The organism is Shewanella sp. MBTL60-007, assembly GCF_019654915.1.
Taxonomy (GTDB): domain Bacteria; phylum Pseudomonadota; class Gammaproteobacteria; order Enterobacterales; family Shewanellaceae; genus Shewanella.
Genome location: NZ_BPET01000001.1, coordinates 15185 through 39322, shown reverse-complemented (window position 1 = coordinate 39322; position 24138 = coordinate 15185). Strand labels below are relative to the sequence as shown.

The 24138-nt window shown below is 46.4% G+C and carries 22 protein-coding genes; 8 read left to right on the top strand and 14 right to left on the bottom strand.

Translation table 11 applies throughout. The features are described from left to right. The 13 genes from K5Q92_RS00195 to K5Q92_RS00135 form a co-directional block, all read right to left on the bottom strand. A complete protein-coding gene (locus tag K5Q92_RS00195; protein ID WP_220767039.1) occupies positions 1 to 1734 on the bottom strand; it encodes a GspE/PulE family protein in 1734 nt (577 codons plus the stop codon). Continuing rightward, on the bottom strand, positions 1734 to 2879 hold the full coding sequence (locus tag K5Q92_RS00190; RefSeq protein ID WP_220767038.1) for a tetratricopeptide repeat protein: 1146 nt from the start codon (positions 2877 to 2879) through the stop codon (positions 1734 to 1736). The genes K5Q92_RS00195 and K5Q92_RS00190 overlap by 1 nt, the downstream gene beginning before the upstream one ends. Then, a complete protein-coding gene (locus tag K5Q92_RS00185; RefSeq protein WP_220767037.1) occupies positions 2876 to 3784 on the bottom strand; it encodes an ExeA family protein in 909 nt (302 codons plus the stop codon). The genes K5Q92_RS00190 and K5Q92_RS00185 overlap by 4 nt, the downstream gene beginning before the upstream one ends. Before the next feature lie 2 nt (positions 3785 to 3786). Beyond that, the gene (gene mshL / locus K5Q92_RS00180) at positions 3787 to 5457 is read right to left on the bottom strand and encodes a pilus (MSHA type) biogenesis protein MshL (protein WP_220767036.1); all 1671 of its coding nucleotides are present in this window, start codon (positions 5455 to 5457) and stop codon (positions 3787 to 3789) included. A 4-nt stretch (positions 5458 to 5461) separates the two neighbouring features. Next, entirely contained in the window at positions 5462 to 5797 is a 336-nt protein-coding gene (locus tag K5Q92_RS00175) for an MSHA biogenesis protein MshK (RefSeq protein WP_220767035.1), read from the bottom strand. After that, the gene (locus tag K5Q92_RS00170) at positions 5778 to 6434 is read right to left on the bottom strand and encodes a type II secretion system protein M (protein ID WP_220767034.1); all 657 of its coding nucleotides are present in this window, start codon (positions 6432 to 6434) and stop codon (positions 5778 to 5780) included. The genes K5Q92_RS00175 and K5Q92_RS00170 overlap by 20 nt, the downstream gene beginning before the upstream one ends. Next, entirely contained in the window at positions 6431 to 7039 is a 609-nt protein-coding gene (locus K5Q92_RS00165) for a fimbrial assembly protein (protein ID WP_220767033.1), read from the bottom strand. Before K5Q92_RS00165 ends, K5Q92_RS00170 begins: the two co-directional genes overlap by 4 nt. Beyond that, complete coding sequence (locus K5Q92_RS00160) at positions 7039 to 7917, bottom strand: MSHA biogenesis protein MshI (RefSeq protein ID WP_220767032.1); 879 nt, start codon at positions 7915 to 7917, stop codon at positions 7039 to 7041. The genes K5Q92_RS00165 and K5Q92_RS00160 overlap by 1 nt, the downstream gene beginning before the upstream one ends. 217 nt (positions 7918 to 8134) lie before the next feature. Next, the gene (gene csrD, locus K5Q92_RS00155; RefSeq protein WP_220767031.1) at positions 8135 to 10054 is read right to left on the bottom strand and encodes an RNase E specificity factor CsrD; all 1920 of its coding nucleotides are present in this window, start codon (positions 10052 to 10054) and stop codon (positions 8135 to 8137) included. Positions 10055 to 10232: 178 nt separating this feature from the next. After that, the gene (locus K5Q92_RS00150; RefSeq protein WP_220767030.1) at positions 10233 to 11483 is read right to left on the bottom strand and encodes a malic enzyme-like NAD(P)-binding protein; all 1251 of its coding nucleotides are present in this window, start codon (positions 11481 to 11483) and stop codon (positions 10233 to 10235) included. A gap of 203 nt (positions 11484 to 11686) precedes the next feature. After that, on the bottom strand, positions 11687 to 12460 hold the full coding sequence (locus K5Q92_RS00145) for a thermonuclease family protein (RefSeq protein WP_220767029.1): 774 nt from the start codon (positions 12458 to 12460) through the stop codon (positions 11687 to 11689). 190 nt (positions 12461 to 12650) lie between these two features. After that, positions 12651 to 12863, bottom strand: a complete 213-nt coding sequence (rpmE, locus tag K5Q92_RS00140) for a 50S ribosomal protein L31 (protein ID WP_220767028.1) — start codon at positions 12861 to 12863, stop codon at positions 12651 to 12653. A gap of 199 nt (positions 12864 to 13062) precedes the next feature. After that, entirely contained in the window at positions 13063 to 13773 is a 711-nt protein-coding gene (locus K5Q92_RS00135) for a FimV/HubP family polar landmark protein (protein ID WP_220767027.1), read from the bottom strand. A 210-nt stretch (positions 13774 to 13983) separates the two neighbouring features. Between K5Q92_RS00135 and priA the strand changes: the two genes are divergently transcribed. From priA to tsgA, 8 genes are all read left to right on the top strand, one after another. Further along, positions 13984 to 16179, top strand: coding sequence for a primosomal protein N' (gene priA / locus K5Q92_RS00130; RefSeq protein ID WP_220767026.1), 2196 nt, complete (start codon positions 13984 to 13986; stop codon positions 16177 to 16179). A gap of 124 nt (positions 16180 to 16303) precedes the next feature. Beyond that, positions 16304 to 18049 carry an arginine--tRNA ligase gene (argS, locus tag K5Q92_RS00125; RefSeq protein ID WP_220767025.1) on the top strand — a complete coding sequence of 582 codons (1746 nt, stop codon included), beginning with the start codon at positions 16304 to 16306 and terminating at the stop codon, positions 18047 to 18049. A gap of 10 nt (positions 18050 to 18059) precedes the next feature. Continuing rightward, a complete protein-coding gene (locus K5Q92_RS00120) occupies positions 18060 to 18635 on the top strand; it encodes an SPOR domain-containing protein (RefSeq protein WP_220767024.1) in 576 nt (191 codons plus the stop codon). 150 nt (positions 18636 to 18785) lie between these two features. Further along, a complete protein-coding gene (gene hslV / locus K5Q92_RS00115; protein ID WP_220767023.1) occupies positions 18786 to 19310 on the top strand; it encodes an ATP-dependent protease subunit HslV in 525 nt (174 codons plus the stop codon). A 45-nt stretch (positions 19311 to 19355) separates the two neighbouring features. After that, positions 19356 to 20681 carry an ATP-dependent protease ATPase subunit HslU gene (gene hslU / locus K5Q92_RS00110; RefSeq protein WP_220767022.1) on the top strand — a complete coding sequence of 442 codons (1326 nt, stop codon included), beginning with the start codon at positions 19356 to 19358 and terminating at the stop codon, positions 20679 to 20681. Positions 20682 to 20797: 116 nt separating this feature from the next. Further along, complete coding sequence (locus K5Q92_RS00105; RefSeq protein WP_220767021.1) at positions 20798 to 21193, top strand: gamma-butyrobetaine hydroxylase-like domain-containing protein; 396 nt, start codon at positions 20798 to 20800, stop codon at positions 21191 to 21193. Positions 21194 to 21434: 241 nt separating this feature from the next. Further along, entirely contained in the window at positions 21435 to 22139 is a 705-nt protein-coding gene (gene deoD, locus K5Q92_RS00100) for a purine-nucleoside phosphorylase (RefSeq protein ID WP_220767020.1), read from the top strand. Between the two features lie 96 nt (positions 22140 to 22235). Next, on the top strand, positions 22236 to 23405 hold the full coding sequence (tsgA, locus tag K5Q92_RS00095; RefSeq protein WP_220767019.1) for an MFS transporter TsgA: 1170 nt from the start codon (positions 22236 to 22238) through the stop codon (positions 23403 to 23405). A 49-nt stretch (positions 23406 to 23454) separates the two neighbouring features. Here tsgA and K5Q92_RS00090 read toward each other — a convergent pair whose 3' ends face one another. Next, positions 23455 to 24126 (bottom strand): Crp/Fnr family transcriptional regulator, encoded by a 672-nt coding sequence (locus K5Q92_RS00090; RefSeq protein WP_220767018.1) that lies wholly within the window; start codon positions 24124 to 24126, stop codon positions 23455 to 23457. Between the last annotated feature and the right edge of the window lie 12 nt (positions 24127 to 24138).

Below are 24138 nucleotides of genomic sequence, written 5' to 3'. Positions count from 1 at the left end.
TTAAGCCTCACTCAGCTCTAGTTCAATGTCACTGACATCTTCAACTAACTTAGCCACCTCTTCTATGGTGGTCATCCCCTGTGCCAAATACTTTAAAGCGGACTCTGCTAACGGGGTAAAATTGGGGCTCTGATATGCAGCGCGAGTAAAGTCCTGTGGGTTACCAGTGCGCATCGCCTCAATCATAGGCTCATCAAGCTCTAAGATCTCAAATACACCAATACGGCCGCGATAGCCACTACCATTACAACTCTGACAGCCAACTCCAACCCTAAATTTCGCCTGAGAGTAATCGAGCTGGCTCACACTCGAGAGCCAGGCTTTATCTTGCGCGGTTAGTTGATAATCTATTGCACAATTTTGGCAGACTCGACGCACTAGTCGCTGGGCAATAATCACCCTAAGCGCACTGGCAACAAGGTAACTCGCTGCTCCCATATCCAGCAGACGCAAAGCACTGGTCACCGCATCATTGGTATGCAGAGTTGAAAGTACGAAGTGACCCGTTAATGCGCCTCGAAGACCAATCTCAACCGTCTCTTGATCTCGCATCTCACCCACCATGATAATATCTGGATCTTGACGCAAGGTGGTTCTTAACACGTTAGAAAAGTCGAGGCCGATCTTATGGTTCACTTGAACTTGGTTAATTCTAGGTAACTGGTATTCCACCGGATCTTCAACCGTGATGATCTTGCGATCCGCAGTATTGAGTTCACTGAGCACACCGTAAAGTGTGGTCGTTTTACCGCTACCTGTTGGCCCTGTCACCAGTAACATTCCATGAGGGCGTTTGATCTGACGACGCACTCTTGCCAGCATCTCAGGCGGCATGCCCGTTTCATTCAAGGTCAACAAACCCGCCGATTGATCCAGCAGACGCATTACCACTGACTCACCGTGGTAGATAGGCATAGTCGACATACGCACATCGATCTTATGGCCTTTGATCTCAATATGGAATCGACCATCTTGAGGTAGGCGTTTCTCTGAAATGTCCAAGCCAGCCATTAGCTTTAGGCGCAAGACTAACGCAGCGGCGATGCTCACTTCAGGCAAAATGTTTTCATGTAGCTGGCCATCGATACGTTGCCGAATACGCAGTGACTTTTCACCTGGCTCAATATGGATATCCGAGGCGCGCATCTGCACTGCATCTTCGAAAATAGACTGCAGTAACTTAACCACTGTAGTCTCATTATCGCTATCGGCTTCGGTCAAGCTGCCAAGATCGAATAACTCATCTGCGGCATATTCTTCTTCGAGCTTGCCTGCGATCTGCGCGATCTCGTCGGTGCGTCGATAGAGGTTATCGAAGGCATCTAATAACTGCTGTTCGGTGACTACCGCGATAGAGATAGCTTTTGGCGCCAACTGTAGCTCAAGGTGATCCATCGCCTGCAGATCGGCGGGATCGCTCATCGCCACCAGCACACTATCACCGTTATCTTCTACGACTAAAGCGCGATATCGACGCGCCTGCACCTCAGGCAATAGGCCGATAACGTTTGCCGCGATAGCACGCTTACTGATGTCGAGAAAAGGAATGTTAAGCTGATGCGACAAAAACTGCAGTAGCTGCTGCTCTGTGATACATGACAGGTCGATCAGTGTACGCCCCAGCTTCTTTCCCGTATTACGCTGTTCGGATAATGCTTGCTGCAACTGCTCTTCGGTGATGATGTGCTCCTGAACCAGCAGATCACCTAATCGCATTTTTAATTTGGGTTTCACTAGTACGCTCCTAACTGCAGCAATCGATTATCGACGTAAATCTTAGCCTGCGCGGATAAGTTACCTTGAGACAAAGCTTGGCTATATGCCGCTTTCGCTTCGGTATATTTTTGCTGCGCATCTAAGGAATAACCAAGTCCCATCCACCAGCGGCCTTGACTGGGCTCATACTTGGCAAGCTGTCGAAAGCTCTGTTCCGCGACTGGGTAGTCTTTCTGCGCCTGTGCCAAGTCACTCTGTTGATGCCACTTTTTAATGGCTAACACACTGTTATCTGGGATTTTAGCTAGGCTCTTAAGCGCCTGCTCGGCTTGCCCTCCCGCCTGCTGTACTCGCGCTAACAACAGGGAAAATTCATACTCTTGTGGAAACAAAAGCTGTCCCTGCTCTAGCAACTTTGCTGCTTTGGCTAACTTGCTCTGGCCATAATAGAGGGCTGCAGCCTGTCTTCTTGCCTGATGTAAACTTGGGTCATAGGCAAGTGCCGCCTCGTAATAAGTTAGCGCGTCACGGTGAAGCCCCTGCTGCTGCGCATCGGTTGCCAGCAGCATCTGCTTCTGCGCCAACTCCTCAGGTGAAAGCTTTACCTCTTTAACCGCCATATTGCCGCTGCTATGTAACTGCTTAGAACGCTTAGTAGCAGGCGCAATATTAAAATGCTCAGATGGGGATGTTTCAGACTTAACCACTGCAGTGTTAACAGCTTCGGTCTCAGCCGTTCCCGTCTCAGCTTTTACCGTCTCAGCTGTTCCCGTCTCAGCCGTTCCCGTCTCCGCTTTTACCGTCTCAGCTTTTCCCGTCTCAGCTTTTACCGTCTCAGCTTTTACCGTCTCAGCTTTTACCGTCTCAGCTTTTACCGTCTCAGCTTTTACCGTCTCAGCTTTGCCCGTCTCAGCCTTTACCGTCTCAGCCTTTACCGTCTCAGCTTTTACCGTCTCAGCTTTTACCGTCTCCGTTTGCATCAGGTTTAGGCCAAAAAATACCGTTGCGCCACCAACAGCGAGCGAAACGATACTCGTAAGTAATAGAGCACGCTTCGAAGAGGTCTTAGGTTTAAAGGCCAGTTGCGGGGCGGTCATACTTTCTATGCCATGTGGCTGTTGGCGCTCATCTAAATCTTTGAGCATCTTGTTGATTACGCTCATGCAACGCCTCCTTTAAACCAGTAAAACACACCTAAACAACTACTCACGACAACCACTGCGGCAACCAACCATTTAACCATGCCATATTGATGCTTAATGGCGTCACAAGTATCTGCAATCGCAGCATCGACATGACGGGACTCTATTTTTTTCACTCCCTCACCAAAGCCTACAAGCAAAGCCTTGTGGGATAACACGTTAATCAACCTAGGGATTCCTCGTGCGGCCTTAGCGATACGTTTAGCATTCGATTCGTTAAACAACCGCCCGCTTTCACTACCAGCAACGCTTAATCGGTGCTGAATGTAGGCAACAGATTCTTCGATCGTCAATGGACGCAAACAGTAGCTAAAGGTGATCCGCTGTCTTAGCTGCCTAAACTTACTCTGTGCTAACCTTTCATCTAGCTCTGGCTGGGCAAACAAAACCACCTGCAACAGCTTGCGGCTCTCTGTTTCTAAATTAGTAAACAGACGCAGCGCCTCTAAGCTCTCATCAGGCAGCGCCTGCGCCTCATCGAGCACTAAAATAATCGAGTGTCCATGTGTACTTAACGCTAAGAGCTGCTGTTGGATGAGACCAGTTAATTGCTGTTGATCTATTTGGCTCGAATGTTTTAAGCCCAGCTCCATCGCTACCGCCCAGCGCAGCTCATCAGGTGTGAGGTATGGATTAGGTAGATAGGCGCAATGAAAACGCTCTGGCAGCTCATTCATCAGTTTTCGGCAGGTGAGCGTCTTACCCGTGCCCACTTCCCCGGTTACTTTAATAAAGCCTTCGCCAGTTTGTAACGCCGTTTGCAGCACTTGCAAGGCTTCAACATGGGGCGCGAGGCCAAAGAAAAATCCCGTATTCGGCGTAAGAGAAAACGGGGTTTCTGTTAACCCAAAATGCTGCAGATACAAGCTTACTGCTCCTCAGGGTACCAACGGTCAAGCAACTCTTGAGAACGCTTCAATTCGTTTTCCCATGTATTGGCACCCACTACCACAGGCTTAAGCAAGATCACTAGCTCTGTTTTAACCGTTGAGTTGGCTCGGTTGGTAAAGGCTTCACCTAAGAGAGGAATATCGCCTAGCAGAGGAACCTTAGAAACGATCTCGGTATTTTCACTCTTCATCAAGCCACCGATCACCACAACATCTCCGCTAGCCGCCTTAATCACAGTATCAGACTCACGGATCTCACTCTGGGCTAACGGCAACTCTAGTGTGCTATCAGAGATCTTAATGCTCTTCACTTGCTCTTTAATGTCGATCACCGATGGGTGGATATGCAGCAACACATTGCCTTGCTCATCGATTTGCGGTGTGACATCTAGGGCGATACCAGAGAAGAATGGTGTCAGCTCGACTTCAGGGGTCGTCACCGGCGTATTACCCGCCACCGTAGTAGAGGAAACATCTGTCACAAAGTATTCATCGGTTCCCACTTTAATCACTGCTTTCTGGTTATTAGACGCCGTTACACGCGGGCTAGATAACACGTCGACATCCCCTTGGGTATCGAGCAGGTTAATCATGGTGCTAAAGTCTGAACCTTCAAGCTTGATAGAGGTGACCCCACCTAAGACGTTGGTAATTTTATCACCAAGACCCGCAGTTGGGCTGGTACCAAAGCTAATATCGGTACTACCGGCGTGGCCTAGTACACTCTCCCAATGAATGCCCTGCTGATAACCGTCAGATAACGTCACTTCAAGCACCTTCGCCTCTAAGATAACTTGGCGCTGCAGGTGACTCTCTGCTGTTTTAATAAAATTACGGACTTGGCGGATTTCATTAGGATAAGCCCTAATCGTCACTAAACCAGCCTGTGGCGTCACAACGACTTGGCGTCCACCGCCTGTATTACCAATAATCGAGACTAAGGTTTCTTGTAACTCGCCCCAAAAATCAGATTTGGTCTTTGAACGAATAAAGGTACCGTTAGTCTGCTCGTTATTATTACTATCCGAGCTTGAGTTACTGTTCGAAGATTCGTTGAAGTTATTGTTATTGTTACTATTACTGTTGTTATTGCTGTTTGAGTTATTGTCTGAGATACGCCCTGAGTTCACCGAAGTCAGAGACAAGCCCTGGCGCTCCATGTACAGATAGTTTAACGAGAAAGTCTCAGTACGCATGCCAGCAGGGAAAATCCGTAACACACGTCCTTCGCGGCTCACTTCATAACCATAGATATCCTCAACAACTTGTAATGCTTCTTGTAAGGTCACGCTCTTTAGCGACAATGAAATCTTACCAGTTACATCTGGATGAACGGCGACACTTAACGGGGTGCCTTGCGCTAGGCTAGGGAAAAAGATTTTAGCGTCGACATTGTTCGCGGATACATCGAAACGTCGCTCAGTAGGCCTTGCAGGGGCAAAGCCCTCTAACAAATTCCCCGATGAAAGCTCACGCTGCACTTCATCTGGCATCACTGCTGGCGGTGGCGTAGTGGCATTTGCAGCTTTATCAGCAGCGATAGATTCTGCTAACGCCTCCTTAGAAGCTACAGGGATAGGCCTATCAACTGTTTGGCAAGCCACTAGCAATAAAGACAACAAAGGGGTGATATAAGTTATTGAGCGCATTTAATTATTGTCCCTTAAGATCTGTAATAGCTTGAAACATTGTTAGTTTACGGCCGTCGGATAACGACACAGTGTCCTTACCAATATGCACGATTTTGACACCTTTGACCCGCTCGCCTAAGGTGTAAATCTGATTATTTATCACCGCATAAGCTGAACTGTCTTTCTTCACTACGCTATTTAATACAAGGTGGCGACTCGATGAGCCAGACACCACTTTTCCTTTCTCTGAAGTATTTCCAGGTAATGTTGGATCACGTAACGTTGCAGCATTAAGGTTAAAACCTAAAGTACTGCACAAGAAAGCAATCAATAATCCACTAATCTTTTTTGGCAACACTGATAAAGTCCTTATTGATACTCAAGGTGTAGAGCTCTAGCGATACTGAAGCTTTTGGATAAGTATCAACCCGATAGTCCATGCTACGCCAGTAAAGCTTATTAGGCATACTTTCTACAGCCTCGACAAACCTCAGCACTGAAAAGTAATCACCAACAAATTCAAGTTTAATCCCATGACTGTACAGATTTAACTTCTTCTCTTCGCCCACCTCTAATAATGGGGTCGGTGCAATTGAGGTAAAAGAGTGAAGCTTGATGCCTTTAATTTTTGAAAGTAGACCAGCCAATAAGGTCGGCATATGATCTGCGGGCACCATATCCACCATCTGGGATGATAACTGCTCGTCTATTGCCTTGTTTTGCTGCTCTATATTGCTTAGGCGCTGTCGGTATTCGGTATCGGGATCTTTAGTTAAGCTCTCTTCGTACAGCGCAATCTGTTGCTTTGAGATCCGATTCTCGCTCTCGATAGAGCGCTTCTGTTCACTGAGTTTGCTGTACTCATTGATTGCTGACTCCAACGGTAGATAAAAAATGACTCCGGCAAGAATAAGCGTAGCCGCGGCAACCAGCACTCTTTCTCGCTGGCTTAAAACATCAAACTTTTCGGCTATTTGCTTCCACTGCTGCTTCATTTAATCAGCTCCTTGTCAGCGGTGCTGGTATCACTGGTTAGCTTAAATGCCAAGGGTTGCTTCTCTCCTAAACTCATCGTCATAGAAGCAAATGCATGGCCTTTTAAAGTGGTTGTTGTTTTCAAGCGTTCGATCCACAAAGGTACTCCCTCTGGAGTCGAGGTGTATCCTTCAAAGATATAACGGTTTTCGTTAACTTGAATTCGATTTAACCAAATATTAGCGTTGGCCACAGTAGCGAGATCTGTCATTAGTGGCGAATAACCATAGCTAGTCAGCATCTCCTGTTGACTCAGTTTGCCGAACAGTTTCTGTTTAAGCTCTAACTGCTGTGCCTTCAAGGTCACTTCTGCAACCAAGTCCTCACTCGGCCCTCGCTTAGCCAGAGCAGTCTCGAGATCTTTTTTCTCTGAATCAAGACGTTGCTTGGTTATCTCAAGTTTATTTTTCTCAGATTCAAGCTTGGCATTAAAACCAAAGACCAACAAACTCGATAGCAATAATACGACGACTAGGCCCAATAGCAGCTGGCTTAATTTAAGAAAGGATAAGCGTAGCTCTGGCGGAAACAATGTATCGGAATAAAGGTTGACTCTTAATTTCATTACGCCAGACCTCGCGCTAACTCGGCTAAAGCCAACTCGGCAAATACCGCCTCAACCGACGTCGAATGATAGGGGGTGACACTTTGATTAAAGTTAGCGCTAATAAGCGTAGCAAGCTGCTCTCGCTCACCGTCCATGACTAACTCGATGGAGGATACAGGGGCTTCTCGAAGCTGGCTCTCGAAATAGTCCATCGAACGTTGGATCTCTAGACTTAAATTATCGGCAACCCCGTAGGCTAAATCTTCAGCAGAGACTTTATCAATCTGTAAGAAGCCCCGCACTCGGCGCTGCATAAACACTTCACCATCTCTTACAACAGTCAGCAATAACTCTTGTCCCTCGCGATGGCTTAATACCAATCTTGCTTGGTTATCGTTAAACAAGTTACTCATTGCCATCTCTTCAATAGAGACGCCGACTGTGTGCAAACCAGCACTTTTAGCGGCTAATAACAGGGCTGATAACAGGGACTTCTCAGTCACAACTACATTGACTTTATTGGTTGTTTGTTTCGATGATTCAAAGTAATCCAGATGAATATCAGTCACCGCTTGGCTTACGATATCTTTTACCGACCAGAGCAGTGCCGCATTCAGCTCATCATCTTGCACATTCGGCTTATCGACCAGTAATAGTTGATAAAAATCAGCGGCTAGTACAATTTGAATTTTCGCTGGAGCAAACTCTTTAACCACCTGAGAGAATGCTTCATCCCAATTATGGTGGTTAAACGAAAATGTCATGGCTTTAGCGCCAGTCTCTATAGTGGGTGCTTGAAAGACGGATATTTTGTCAGCGCATATATAGATACCCAACTCGAGTGTCGGTGCAGATTTGCGCCAAAACTGAATCTTATCTAACAAGCTTCCTTCCATTCATCTATGCCTTAGAAATTATCAAAAACCAACCCAGGTGCGCTCACAAAATGTGCTCAATAGCACATCAGTTTATATATGAAATACTGTCAAACCTTAGCTAATTAGCGCAAGGCCACATATTATGCCACTAGTGTAGCGAGTTATCCCTGATTTTTATAGATAAAACCCCAATTTAGGAATAAAGCGCAACAAACACTAACAAAGAAGAAACAAACTATACCTCTTCGATCGGCTCGCTGAAGAAGCTCCCCTGACCAGCACTGACTCCCAAAATCTGCAAAGTCTGCCACTCTTCAAAGACTTCTACACCTTCAGCACACACTTGCACCCCTGTACGGTACAAGCCCCCCATCAAGCTACGCACAAATAGCTGATTCTCTGCACGCAGATGGATGTGGTTAACAATTGAACGATGCAGTTTGATCAAGGAGATGGGATAGTGATGGATATATTCAGTGCTCACTACCTGCTGGCCTACACCATCAACACAGATTGCAGCCCCCATTTTCTGAATCATGTCCAATGGCTCTGCTAGTTGTGCTTGATGATTAACTAAAATATCTTCATTGACTTCGAAGATCAGCCGTGGCGCTAGATGGCGGTATTCGAGTAGGGTTGTTTTTAGCCAGCGCACAAATGCGCGGCTAACCAAGGTATCTAAGCTCAAATTAATACTGAACTTAAGACTATTATCTTTATGCTTAGGTAAGAGATCGAACATCACCATCTCTATCACTTGTCGCTCTATCTGAGGCGTTAGACCACACTTTATCGCCATAGGCAAAAATAGCGTGGCTCTGACTAGATTCCCCTGAGTGTCACGAAGCCTACTGGTCACCTCTTGATGATGAGCATGGGAGTCACTATCGACAACGGGCTGAGAAAATAGGAAGATCCTCTTACTCACCAAGACATTTTCCAGAAAGCTACGCCAGCGTACCGAGCCCTTTGACAGCTCACCATCGACCGCACCTTTATCGTACATAAACCAGCTACTGCTTCCTTGAAATTGTGCCGAGCGCAGTGCTAATTCAGCCTCTTCGACCAGTGCATCTTTATCATCGCCAACCTTAAAGTATGCTCCGCCAATATGGATAAAGTCATCTGGAAGGTGAACTCTGGTACTGAGCTGATTCATGCTTAAGCGTAATAACTTAGCCGCCAACTGATCTGCTTCTAGCTGCGAAATCTGTGGTACAACGACGGCAAATTGATTGTTTGAACGCCTCGAAAAAATACTATTGGCCTTATCGGCTAAAATTTGATTAATGGTACCGATCAGTTGCGACAGTAATTCATCCATTTCATATTCATTAAGCTCTTTGCTTAACAAATCTAAATCTTCCATCTCTAGTAAGTACAGCACCCCAGGCGTCATCATGCCCCTCTGATTACTGAGCGCGTCGAGACGGTTTTTCAGAAATAGTCGATTACCAATGCCAGTACTCGCATCTAGAAATGTATTCGAGCGAATAAACTGATCGAAGCGAGCACGCTCTTTGTGGGCATCATCTAACTCTAACAGCAGGTGGGTAAGCGCTCGATTTATCAATCGAGGTTTGCCATCGCCCTTTTCAGCGAGTGCCTTATCGTGTTTTCCCGATAGAATCAGGCTAGAACGCATTGCAAGATCTTCGATACCAATTAGTTGAACCGAAAACCAACGAAACCCAAAGCGCACAAATAAAAAGACGGTGAAGCAGCCAATAATGATCACCAAGAGCTCACCCCAGCTCACATCGGCTTTACTAAATGGCTGAGGCATGGTGAGTGTCATCATTAACTGACCATCGGCAAGTGCACTTGTATAGCTCACGCCGTGCTTATACGGTGTCGATGACTGGTATTCAAAAATTGATTGATTATTTTGGGATAAAGAGAAATTACTGGCTTGATAGGCTCGCAGCAAAGGCGGTAGCCACTGCTCCACCTCATCTCCACCTAGTTGTGACAAATTTTTAGTAAACTGCTGTTCAATCAGGCTTTCTAATTCGCCTACCTTATTCTGTTGGAAGGAATAAGTTAACTGAATAAAGCTAACCATCGCAGTCAAAAAACAGATAAATGCGACACCAGCCAATGACATAAGCCAAAAGCTAGTCAGTTTTTTAGTTAGAATTCGAGTCAGTTTCATCAGTCCGCTTCCTGCAGGATCTTTTTATTGCGCCTAAATCATCATACTCTTAATCGCACCCCAGAAAATAATGAAAAAGCCCGCCTTAGCTTAATAACATTCAGTTATACAGTAATCGAAAAACGCTCGGCAACAAAAAAGGGCCTAAGGGCCCTTTTTTATGCCGTTGCACGAAGAATTAAGACTCCATGTAACCTTCAGGTAGCTCTTTAATTGTCGCTACGCCAGATTCAATCGCCGCAATCGCAACCGCTTTGGCTACATTTGGTAGCAGACGAGCATCGATTGGTTTAGGGATCACATAGTCTGGACCAAACTCAAGTGAGTCTACATTCGGATATGCCGCTAGCACAGAGGCTGGCACAGGCTCTTTTGCTAATGCCGCGATGGCATGCACAGCCGCAATCTTCATCTCATCATTAATCTTAGAAGCACGCACATCTAGCGCACCACGGAAGATGAATGGGAAGCAAAGAACGTTGTTAACTTGGTTAGGGTAGTCGCTACGGCCCGTACCCATGATCAGATCCTTACGAACATCGTGTGCTAACTCAGGCTTGATCTCTGGATCAGGATTAGAACAAGCAAAGATAACAGGCTTGTCGGCCATCAGCGCAACATCTTCCGCTGCAAGAACATCTGGACCCGAAAGGCCTAAGAATACGTCAGCACCTTTAATCACATCCTGTAGCGTACGCTTATCGGTGTTGTTAGCAAATAACGCTTTATATTCATTAATGTCGTCACGACGAGTATGAATAACGCCTTTTCTATCTAGCATGTAGACATTTTCGCGCTGCGCACCACAGTTAACGATCATCGTCATACAGGCGATCGCAGCCGCACCAGCGCCCATACAAACAAATACAGCCTCTTCGATAGACTTGCCTTGGATTTCCAGCGCGTTAATCATGCCCGCCGCTGTAACAATTGCGGTACCATGCTGATCATCGTGGAATACTGGTACATTACAACGCTCGATTAGCGCTTTTTCAATCTCAAAACATTCTGGCGCCTTGATATCTTCAAGGTTAATACCACCAAACGTATCTGCGATTGCTTCAACCGTATTAATAAACTCTTCAGATGTTCTGTGTTTAACTTCGATATCCGTTGCATCGATATTCGCAAAGTGTTTGAACAGTAACGCTTTACCTTCCATAACAGGCTTAGAGGCCAATGGACCTAAGTTACCTAAGCCCAAAATAGCCGTACCATTAGAGATCACTGCAACCGTATTACCTTTACCAGTAAAGCGGTATGCGTTGTCGGGATTAGCCGCAATTTCACGTACAGGTTCTGCAACGCCTGGGCTATAGGCTAGCGCGAGATCCATGCTAGTTGCTGCGGGTTTGGTTAGGCAAACAGCTGTTTTGCCTGGTACTGGGAATTCGTGATAATCGAGGGCTTGTTGACGAAGATCTGCCATTTTTCTAATCCTGAGTGCGACTAATAATATCCTGAGCGAAAGGTCGACAACTAAAGGTTCATTTTACGGCTCGATAATAGTGCTTTTTTAAAGCATCTTATTTGAGCAAAAAACAGTTAGCTGATAGCCGCTAAGATACTTGAATCTCAGGTCATTTCAAATAAGTTCTTCTCATTTTTTAACTTTATCGCTATATATTATTCCTAGGGTGTATTTTCTAAGGTTATCTGGGAGGGATGAGTCGCATTTAGGCGATATTTACCGTAAGAAAAGTACAGCTTGCCTCGAACAATTACTGGGCTTTCAAGCAGATTAAGAGTCAAAATGTTACTAAACTTACCAATATCTTGCTGAGACATCATCACAACTAAGTTATTATCGATATTTAGCTCAAAATTTTGACCTTTTCTTTCATAACCCGTAACAACTCCTCTGACCTCTAACCATTTATTACTATCATCACGAGAAAGTGCATTGGTCAGCTTGGCTTGATAAGCTTTATGGCTCCAGAGTCCAACCCTATGCTCCCGTGCTTTTTGCTCAACCTTACTTAGACATTGCCAAAAGTAATCATTCTGATAGACCCTTGCCTTGGCAAAACCGTTAGCTAACATCAACTCTTGCAGATGCTGTAAATCTTGAGTGTAAACATAGGCCAATGTACGCCCAAAAAAGTCTAAACGCCTCTTATCGAAAGCCAATAGTAGCGTCTGGCCGGGTTTGATTCTCTGTGACAAGTATTGTTTTGCCGAAGTCGCATAGGGCTGAGAAAGAGCAGGAAATTGAAAATCGATCTCTGGGGCATCGATACCGATAAGGCGGATCAATCTACCATCAGTTAATGTGATTGTGTCCCCATCGTTAACGTAATCTAGGGTAACGGTTTCATCAAATTGAGTCGGCACACACTGGCTCGCTTGTGCGGCGAAAACCTGTAAAGCTAACAGCAGGACTGCCAATACTCTTGTTAGACCCATCTCTTGGCTCTCCTTAATACCCACAACGCAGAAACACGCCATGCAGTAAAAGTATCACGGGGCCATGACAGATAGCTATGTGAACAGGTAGAAAAGTCCCCCTTAACTGGTGAGCACAGATGCTGACGGTAAACTCAAGATAGCAAAAAGGCGCCATAAGGCGCCTTTTTTAAATTCATTGCAGAAGTAATTACTTCTTGCCAAGTGCACCAAAGCGCTTGTTGAACTTGTCGATACGTCCGCCAGTATCCATAACTTTCTGGGTACCAGTGTAGAATGGGTGACATGAACCACATACGTCTAGGTGTAAATCTTTACCTACAGTAGAGTTAATCTTGATAACGTTACCACAAGTACAAGTTGCAGTGATTTCTGCATAATCAGGATGAATGCCTGGTTTCATTGGAATTACCTCAGTAAAAGGCCATGTCGCTCTTCCAACCCGAAGTCGGACACCACATGCAGTTAATAAAATTATTTAGGCGGCGAATACTACAGGATCTATATTGTAGATTCAAGCACCACTTTAGCTGTTTAATGAATTATACCCGACCACAGTAAAAAGCCATTATTACTGTGCTCTGCACTAAGGTATTAAATCACTATTTCATCGCATCAAACTCTTTCTCTGCAGCCTTGGCATCAGCATACTTCTCCAGCGTGGTCATCGACGGACACTCCAATTTAGCCTCTGATTTCAGACCATGAATACTCTGCCGATTAAACTCCTTAGGATTCGTCTCAAAAATGGCGAGCATCGCTCCATAGGGGCTAATTCCCCATCGTTTTGATTGTCGATTAGCCACCCGCCAAAGCGTCTCTTTACCATCAAATTCAATCTGGCAATCGTCTAAGCGACTCACTATGACGTCAGCGCCACTAACTCGAATACCGCTATTATTTCCAACTAGGCTTTCCGTTGATTTAAGCTCTGGAGCAGCTAAAGAGCGGCTATCCTTTTCGGCGTGTGACAAATTAGAGTTAAATAAACTTAACACCTTAACTTGGTGCCAGCGATTAACCTGATACTCTTTAACTATTAACACGGCATCTTTATCGACCACATCATCGACACCTTCCACTTGCACCATAAAGCTCGTCAAGGGCTTAGAGATGAGCCGCTCTTCGCCGCTGGCCTGACGAATAGAAAACTGAACTTTTTTTAAGCTAGAGTGAGATGACACGATATTAACTTTTAAACTAGGATGCTGACCAAGCTCAAATTGCCGCTCATTAATACTGACATGGGACACCTGTGCATGGGCCGTGGTTAGCATCATAAAGCCTGCTAGCGCCAATATGATTCTCTTCATTAAAGTGCTTCCTAATCTAAGTTAACCATCTATGTTGGTCATTTCTTTATTAAAATATTGGTCTATAAAACAGAGTATAACCGCCAGCGAACATCTGTCTCCACCTAATAACCATCACTTCGCATCGGGCTAATAAAATCAATTCTCGCTAGCTCTCAGTTAATAGCCTCGGTACACTTAAAGCCAATATCCTTTCGAAACAGTAACCCTATGCCTTTGTTTGTTGAGGTCGCACTTCCCGTTCCAATGCGGCAAAACTTTAGCTACCAAGTGCCTGAGCACATCACCATTACGCCTCAAAAAGGCATGCGTGTACAGGTGCCATTTGGTCGTCAACAACTCATCGGCCTAATTACCGCCACCAGCGATAGCTGCTCACTGACGCCTAAGCAGATCAAACCGATTGTGGCAATCCTTGACACCGAGCCACTACTACCAGAATCACTCTATAAATTAACCGCTTGGGCTGCAAGGTATTACTTCTGCAGCCTAGGTCAGATGCTGTCACAAGCCATTCCTGTGGCACTGCGCAAAGGTGCCGAAGTAAAAGCCTCTACCGTCAGCTATTGGACGTTAACCGATGCTGGCAAAGAGGCTGATATCAATCAACTGAACCGCGCACCGGCACAGCGTAAACTACTGCATACTCTACGTGAACGCGACTTAGAGCTAAACGAAATTACCACGTTGGATCTAAGCAAAGCCGCCGTAAAAGCGTTGGACGACAAAGGTTGGATTGAAAAGAAAAGCCGTATACTTGCCACCGATTTAAGTTGGCGTGAAACACTTGAGATGACAGAAGAGCCCCATAGGCTCAACCCAGAACAGGCCATTGCCGTAGCAACCCTAACCCAGCAGTCCGGTTACCACTGTACCCTGCTTGAAGGGGTCACGGGTTCGGGAAAGACCGAGGTCTATCTTGCCATGCTCGAAACCGTGCTCAGGCAAGGAAAGCAAGCCTTAGTACTCGTTCCCGAAATTGGCCTTACGCCACAAACTATTAACCGATTTAGACGCAGATTCAACGTCAAGGTAGCGGTGATCCATTCAGGACTCACCGATAACCAGAGGCTTGATGCTTGGCGCCAATCCAAATCTGGAGAGGCAGCAATTATTATCGGTACTCGCTCGGCACTGTTTACCCCTATGGCTTACCCCGGGGTGATCATCTTAGACGAAGAGCACGACGCCAGTTTTAAGCAGCAAGAAGGTGTTGGCTATCACGCCCGCGACTTAGCCGTGATGCGCGGTCACCTAGAGCAGATCCCGGTGATTTTAGGCACGGCTACACCATCACTAGAGACACTACAAAACGCCTTAAATGGTCGTTATCAACACCTGCATCTAGCCAAACGTGCGGGCGCAGCCGAAAAAGTACGCCAGGGCATCATCGATATTCGCAATCAACCACTGCGTTCGGGGATATCTCACGCACTATTAAATGAGATGCGAATCCACCTCGATGCAGGTAATCAGGTGATCCTGTTTTTGAACCGCCGCGGCTTTGCCCCAGCACTCATCTGCCACGAATGTGGTCACCTACACGAGTGCGATCGCTGCGACGCCTTCTTCACCGTACATCAGGCCCTCGGTGAAATTCGCTGCCACCACTGCAGTAATCAATATGCCATCCCGAGACAGTGCCATAGCTGCGGCAGCACCATGCTTGCGGGGCAAGGCGTAGGCACTGAACAACTGGCTTCATTTTTAGAAAAAGAGTTTCCCAACCATCCTGTGGTGCGTATAGACAGAGATACCACCCGCAATAAGGGCTCGCTCGAAGAGCACCTCAACGCTATTCATAAAGGCGAGTATAAAATTCTTGTCGGCACCCAGATGCTTGCCAAGGGACACCATTTCCCCGATGTCACCCTCGTAGGGCTGTTAGATGTCGATGGTGCGCTATTTAGCGCCGATTTTAGAGCACCAGAGCGTTTTGGTCAGCTCTATACTCAAGTCTCCGGTCGTGCTGGGCGCGCCACTAAGCCCGGTACAGTATTGCTGCAGACCCATCAAAGCGATAACGCCATGCTGCGCGAACTGATGCACAAAGGTTATGGAGAATTTGCCCGTAATCAGCTATTTGAACGGACTCAAGCCTTACTTCCACCAGCATGGCACATGGTGTTAATTCGTGCCGAGGCCCATCAAGCTATCGATGCCGATAACCTATTGAGCCAGATAGGTGCTTTGTTACCGCAAGATGAAGAGTGTGAGGTAATTGGCCCCATGCCTGCACCGCTCGACAGGAAAGCCGGTAAGTATCGTCGCCAGCTGTTATTCCAGACTAAAAATCGTAATCGACTGCAGCAGGAGTTTGAACGAGCGCTACCGCAAATTGAGCAACTGCCGCTAGCTAAAAAATGTCGTTGGAGCATAGATAGAGACCCCCAGGATCTGCTTTAAATCGACTTTATCCATTTCAATGCAGAAAAAGTTCGCTAGAGGATAGTAATTCACCGCCACTAGCGGCTAAAATAGTCGGTTACTCCTTATTATTTTTCTTTATGTAAGTGTCGATCAAACGCCAATGAAATCACATACTCAATCTTTACTCGCTGAATCTTTAAATGCCCTTAAACAACAAGGGATTGTTCCTGCAGATTTTGAAGCCCGCATTCAGGTCGACCGAACGAAAGATAAGAGCCACGGTGATTTTGCGACTAACTTGGCAATGATGCTGACCAAGGCGGCCGGTAAAAATCCACGTGAAATCGCCCAGCTACTGATCGATAACCTACCGACTTCGGCTCATGTTGAGAAAGTCGAGATCGCAGGTCCTGGTTTTATCAACTTCTTTATTGATGATAACGCCTTGGCAAACCAGTTAATGGCTGCACTTAACAGCGACACTTTAGGTATCGAATTGCCAGCACCGCAAACTGTTGTTGTCGATTACTCTTCGCCAAACCTAGCCAAAGAGATGCACGTAGGTCACCTACGCTCGACGATCATCGGTGACAGCGTTGTGCGCGCCCTTGAATTTCTTGGCCACAATGTTATTCGTCAAAACCATGTGGGTGACTGGGGTACGCAGTTCGGTATGCTACTTGCCTATATGGAAGAGCTTCGCGCCGCCAATGGCGAGCAAGCCAAGATGGAGTTGTCGGATCTTGAGACCTTCTATCGTGCCGCTAAAGTGCGTTTCGATGAGTCTGAAGAGTTCGCTACCCGCGCACGTAAGCTAGTTGTAGAACTTCAATCTGGCGATGAGTATTGCAACAAGCTATGGCGTGAATTTAACGATATTTCATTAAGCCATTGTCACGAGTTGTACGAGCGTTTAGGTGTCAGCTTAACTCGTGCAGATGTTCGCGGCGAGAGTGCTTATAACGATGACCTAGAGCAAGTGGTTGCAGACCTTGACGCTCAAGGTCTACTTGCAGAGAGCAACGGCGCAAAAGTTGTTTTCCAAGAAGAATTTAAAAACAAAGAAGGCGAGCCTCTACCGGTTATTATCCAAAAAGCCGATGGCGGTTACCTGTATGCCACCAGCGACTTAGCTGCGATGCGCTACCGTTCAAGCGTATTAAAAGCAGACCGTGCACTTTACTTCGTTGACTTGCGTCAGGCACTCCACTTCCAGCAAGTGTTTAAGCTAGCCAAGACCGCTAACTTTGTTCGCGAAGAGATGAGCTTCGAGCACATGGGCTTCGGTACCATGAACGGTGAAGACGGCCGTCCATTCAAGACTCGCTCTGGTGGTGTGGTGAAACTTATCGACTTACTAAACGAAGCCGACAGCCGTGCACTCGAACTTGTTCGCAGCAAGAACCCTGATATGGATGAAGCTGAGCTGGCCGAAATTGCCCGTGTTGTGGGTATCGCATCTGTTAAGTACGCCGATCTTTCTAAGAACCGCGCAAGTGATTACATCTTTAGCTTTGAGCAGATGCTGAGCTTTGAAGGTAACACAGCACCATACCTACTCTACGCCTACACTCGTGTAGCGGGGATCTTCAAGCGTGCTCAAGACGTTGATTTAAGCGATGCAACAATCATTCTTGATCACGAGAAGGAGAAAGACCTAGGTACTAAGCTGGCCCAGTTTGGTGAAGTCATGGCACGCATGGTGGGTAAAGGTCAGCCTCATGCACTTTGTGGTTACCTATTTGAGCTTGCAGGTGCTTTCTCTAGCTTCTATGAGGCTTGCCCTGTACTGGCAGCTGAAACAGAAGAGTTGAAAAAGAGCCGCCTGCTATTGTCTCAGCTAACCGCTAAGACCTTGAAGCAAGGCCTGAACCTTCTTGGTGTTGAAACGTTAGAACGGATGTAACCTTTAACCCATGACAAATCGTGATTATGCAAACCGAAAGCCTGCTCGAAAAGGTAAGAACAGCGCTCGCAAAAAGAGCTCAAAAGGGAGCGCGCCTAAGCGTTTCCCTATTCTGCTGTTGCTTATCACGCTTACAGGCTTAGGCGGTTTTGGCTATTTGCTGTGGACTCTAAGTTCCAGTGACGAGCCAGCGCCTGCTCCTGCTGTTGTCGAGCAGCCAAAGAAAAAGCCTGTCAAGAAAGATCCTGATGCACTGCCTCCAGTACCTAAAGAGGAGTGGACCTATCTTGAAGAGCTGGAAAACAAGAAGGTTGAAGTCGATATTCCTGACACCTCTGACAAACCTAAGCGTCCTTACCAGATGCAGTGTGGCTCATTTAGAAAAGAGTCTCAGGCCAATGAGCTAAAAGCGATTATCGCTTTCCAAGGCTTAGAAGCTCAGGTGCGTAAAGTCAAAGGTAGCAGCGGGATCTGGTATAAAGTCGTACTAGGACCTTACGATAAGAAACGTGATGCCGAAAGACAGCGTCATATCTTACAAAATGGCGGCACCAACGGCTGTCAGATCTGGTTCTGGGAAGGTTAAATAAACTCGTCTCAAACAAAACGCTGCCCTGTGCAGCGTTTTTTTATGGCTGGCCACGATACACCCCTTGATATTCAAATCAGCATCCCCATATCTCTATTATCGTCAACCAGAAGGCATAACGCCTCTGGCTAGAGAAGAGGATTTATTGTGACCACAATCGTATCAGTACGCCGAAATAACCAAGTTGTTATCGCTGGTGATGGCCAAGTTTCTCTCGGTAATACCGTTATGAAAGGCAATGCTAGAAAAGTTCGTCGCTTGTACCACAACAAGGTACTTGCGGGCTTTGCTGGCGGTACAGCCGATGCATTCACCCTATTCGAGCGTTTCGAAGCTAAACTCGAAATGCACCAAGGTCACCTTATGCGTGCCGCCGTTGAAATGGCTAAAGACTGGCGCTCAGATAAAGTACTGCGCAAGCTTGAAGCCCTGCTTGCGGTGGCCGATGCCGAATCTTCATTAATCATTACCGGTAATGGTGATGTTGTTCAGCCTGAAAATGACCTTATCGCTATTGGTTCTGGTGGCAACTTTGCCCAGTCAGCCGCGACCGCACTTTTAGAAAACACAGACTTAAGTGCTCTTGAAATCGCCGAAAAGTCGCTGACAATCGCAGGTGATATCTGTGTATTCACCAACCAGTTTAAAACTATTGAAGAATTAAAGTACTAAGCGCCCGCGCTTGGTCGACAATGCTGTAAAGCATGAGGAAAGATTATGTCTGAGATGACACCACGTGAAATTGTTCATGAGCTAGACAGTCACATTATTGGCCAGCAAAAAGCTAAGCGTTCTGTTGCTATTGCACTGCGTAATCGCTGGCGTCGTATGCAGCTTGCCGCTGACTTACGCCAAGAAGTGACGCCAAAGAATATCCTAATGATTGGCCCAACGGGTGTAGGTAAGACCGAGATAGCTCGCCGTCTAGCCCGCCTTGCAAAAGCGCCTTTCATCAAGGTTGAAGCGACTAAGTTCACCGAAGTTGGCTATGTCGGTAAGGAAGTTGAGCAGATCATTCGCGATCTAACTGACTCTGCCATCAAGCTGACCCGTGAAGAGCAGATTAAAAAGTGTAAATTCCGCGCCGAAGAAGCGGCAGAAGAGCGAATTTTAGATGCTTTGCTACCTAAACCTAAAGAAGATTGGGACAACGAGAAAGCCGATGATAGCGCGACTCGCCAAATCTTCCGTAAAAAACTTCGCGAAGGCCAACTAGACGATAAAGAAATCGAAATCGATATTGCGGCACCGCAAGTTGGCATCGAAATCATGTCTCCTCCTGGCATGGAAGAGATGACTAACCAGCTACAGAGCATGTTCCAAAACATGGGACCGGGTGCTAGCAAGCGCCGTAAGATGCCAATCAAGGAAGCTTATAAGCTATTGATCGAGGAAGAAGCCTCTAAGCTAGTTAATCAAGAAGACTTGAAAGAGCAAGCTATCGAATTAGTTGAGCAGCACGGTATCGTGTTCTTAGATGAGATCGATAAGATCTGTAAGCGTGGTGAGTCATCTGGCCCAGACGTTTCTCGTGAAGGTGTACAGCGCGATCTACTGCCTCTAGTTGAAGGTTGTACGGTTAACACCAAACACGGCATGGTTAAAACTGACCATATCCTGTTTATCGCCTCTGGTGCATTTCAGATGTCTAAGCCATCGGATCTCATTCCAGAGCTTCAAGGCCGCCTACCGATCCGCGTCGAGTTAGATGCACTATCTGCAGGTGATTTTAAGCGTATTTTGACTGAGCCACATGCATCACTGACTGAGCAGTATATCGCCTTGATGGCAACCGAAGGCGTGACGGTTGAGTTTACCGAAGACGGTATCGACAGCATTGCCGAAGCCGCTTGGCAGGTAAACGAGCGCACAGAAAACATCGGTGCTCGTCGTCTACACACTGTCATGGAACGCTTGATGGAAGAGCTTTCTTTTGAGGCTTCTGACAAATCAGGCTCAGTGTCTGTGATTGATGCCGAGTATGTTAAGGCGCACTTAGACAACTTGGTACAAGACGAAGATTTAAGCCGCTTTATTCTTTAAGCACTGCTTACTTTCGTTGCCAAATAATGGCTAAATTAGTGATAGCGGTTAAGGACAACTTTGTGCTTAACCGCTATTGTGTTTCTAATACTTGTTAAAATCATATCGGTTAATAGATGACTCAAGATAACAACACGCCCAATGTTTCGGCGTTAAAGCTAAAACGTAAATCTCGCCAACTTGAGATGACCTTCGATAACGGTGAGGTTCACCAGTTGAGCTGTGAAATGCTACGAGTTTATTCGCCCTCAGCAGAAGTGCATGGCCACGGCAACCCGGTACTGGTCACTCACAAGAAAAACGTCAATATCACAGCCATTGAACCTGTCGGTAACTATGCGGTAAAAATCGTCTTCGATGATGGCCACGATACAGGTCTGTTTTCTTGGAAAGTCCTACATGATCTCGCGACTCATCAAGTCGATCTGTGGGAGAAGTATCTTGCCCGCCTACGTGCAGCAAAAGCCAGTCGCGAACCATTAATCGATATGGCCGTGAAGTACCACAAGTAACTCGCTTCAAACGCATTAAGATCGCCGCCATCATGGCGATCTTAACTGTTCCCCTGCTACAGCCTCCCTATTTCCTCGATAAATCTGAGCCAACCGTTCACTGTGTATCACGATTTTTAAAGCCTAGCTTTTGTGAACTCCTCAGAAAAACTGCACGTATATCGCTCAATGCGGACTTATGTCCTCTCTGCATTTCCCGCAGGCAATTACTATCTGACGTAATTAAAAAAGAGGATTACTCATGACTGCACATATCAATGGCAAAGCAGGCGATTTCGCTGAAACTATCATCATGCCTGGCGACCCGCTTCGCGCAAAATACATCGCTGAAAACTTCCTAGAAGATGCGGTAGAAGTCACCAACATTCGTAATATGCTTGGTTATACCGGCTTCTATAAAGGTCAGCGCATCTCGGTGATGGGCCATGGTATGGGTATTCCTTCTATGGTTTTATACGCCCACGAGCTTGTAGCTGATTTTGGTGTAAAGCGCATCATACGTGTCGGCAGCCTAGGTGCCACCCAGCATGACGTAAAAATTAACGATGTGATCTTAGCTCAGGCTGCAGGCACAGACTCTCCAACCAATGCTAAGCGCAGCAGCGGCTACCAGATGGCAACATCAGCCACCTTCGACCTACTGCATAAAGCTTACATGATTGCACAGCAAAAGCAGATCAACGTAAAAGTCGGTAACGTGTTTAGCGGTGATATGTATTACGACCCAGACGAAGATATGATCCCTGCACTTGAGCGCTTTGGCGTGTTAGGCGTGGATATGGAAGTGGCTGGTCTATACGGTCTCGCTCACCACAAGGGCTTCGAATCGCTCGCTATCCTTACTGTATCGGATCATTGCTTAACTGGCGAAGAGACCAGTGCAGAGGCTCGTCAGTTAACCTTTAATCAGATGATTGAGCTGGCATTAGAAACAGCCTGTCAGTAAGACTAAATAAGCCGCTCGAAGTCTCTCTTCCAGCGGCTTACTTTTTATATTAGTGATTAGTTTTAGCTCGTGATACGGCAAAATTAGGAACAGATGATGAAAAACAAAATATCCTTAACCTTGCTCAGCTTCCTCGCCAACTTCGTCATGGCAGGCTTTGCAACCCAGTTCGGTATGCTCATTGAACCTATCAGCGAAAAGTTCTCAGCAAACGTCAATGAAGTGGCCTCTATATTCTCACTGCTCAATGGCGGTGCCCTAGCCGGTACCATTGCCGCCTTCTTCTTAATTGAAAGAATTGGCGTCAAACGCATTACCCTATTGAGCTACATCAGTATTGCACTAAGCGCCGCTGCGCTGCACTTCACCAGCTCCCTAAGCGTCGTCATGATAGCTATGACGGTAATTGGCCTATGTGGTGGTATCGGTCTTTGCATCGCGGGTACCATTGTGGTTTCGGTGTGGAAAGACAAAATTCAAAGCACCTTGTTAGTGGTTCAAGATGCGACCTTTAACGTGGCTGGCGTTGTATTTCCGTTAATCACCACTTATGCCCTCAGTAATGCACTTTCTTGGAGCTACAGCTACCTAGCTGTCGGTATTGTTGCACTCGCAACGGCAGCAATTGCACTGGCTACCAACTTTGAGCTCTGTGAAGCCAAGGGCAACAGTGAACAAGCTGATGAAAAGTCAGAGTGGAATTTTGGCATCATCAGCGGTGGCTTAGGTCTATTTTTAGGCATGCTAGCCCTGTACACTTTCCTGACTTGGGCTCCCATGTTCGTTAAGACTAAGTTCGACATTCCATTTGAAGATGCAGGTAACATCATCACTCAATACTGGTCTGCGGCACTAGTAGGTGCACTCGTTTCTACCGTGATTGTTACCCGAGTTAAAATCCAGCACTTCCTGATGGGGGTGATCTCTCTGGCTTTCGCCATCACCACTCTTATTGTTACCACTGAAAACCTAAACTGGATTGGCTACTTAACCTATGGTTACGGCTTTGCCTGCGCCGCGCTTTATAACGCCTTTATAGCTTACGGTGTATCATTTGTGAAAAGTGCCAGTAGCCGTAATGTGTCTTATATCTTGATCAGTGGTAGTGCTGGCGCGATGTTTAGCCCGGCAATCAGCTCACTGTTTGAAAGCATCATCGGCCTACAAACTGTGATGTATGCTATTCCAGTGCTCTATGGATTAATCATCCTTATGCTATTGTTATCTAATCGCCAAAAACTGGTGCAAACATTACAGACTGCTTAAGTACCCGCTGTAATGATGGAATAGCTCCAAGCCTGAGTAAGGGTTGGAGCTATTCAATAAAGGCTTTTAATCCCTCAATATCACAAATTACCAGCCCCTCTCTTTCCCGCTTAATGAGATTAAGATCTTCGAGTTTTTTTACTGCGCGGCGATAAACCCTATCGGTGGTCGCGAAGCGCTCGGCCTCTAAATAGCACTTAGTGAAGCCTTCTACTGGCTGGTCATTTAAATACTGATGATAAAGATCGTAGGCGATGTTATATGCGATGGGATATAACATTCGACGGGTAAATATATCTACCGTATCTTGGTAGTCGATTGCGATGGCGCTAGCAAAAAACAGCGCAAACTTCGGTGTCTTAACCAATGCTTGCTGCAATTTTTCGCCATTGATAATGGAGAACTCCAACGGCTCTTCAGCAATGATATCGAGCTGGCACAAATAATCGGTAAAGAACTCCATCTCACCAAATAATTGCGAGTCGCAGGTCATTGTACCCAACTGAAAGCTACGACCATTTCTCGCCGTATATCCCATGGAAATACGGCCATGATGCACTAAGATAAGCGCATTCACCTGCTGCCCTTGCCGCATCAACTTATGCTGCGCCGAGACTGTCTTGGTCTCGGTGATACACTCTCGCATGATCTGCTCAATAGCATCATGCTCTTGCTGCCATAATGAGTGAAAGCGTCCTTTTGCGAGTGGTTTTAACTGCATACTGGTATTGAA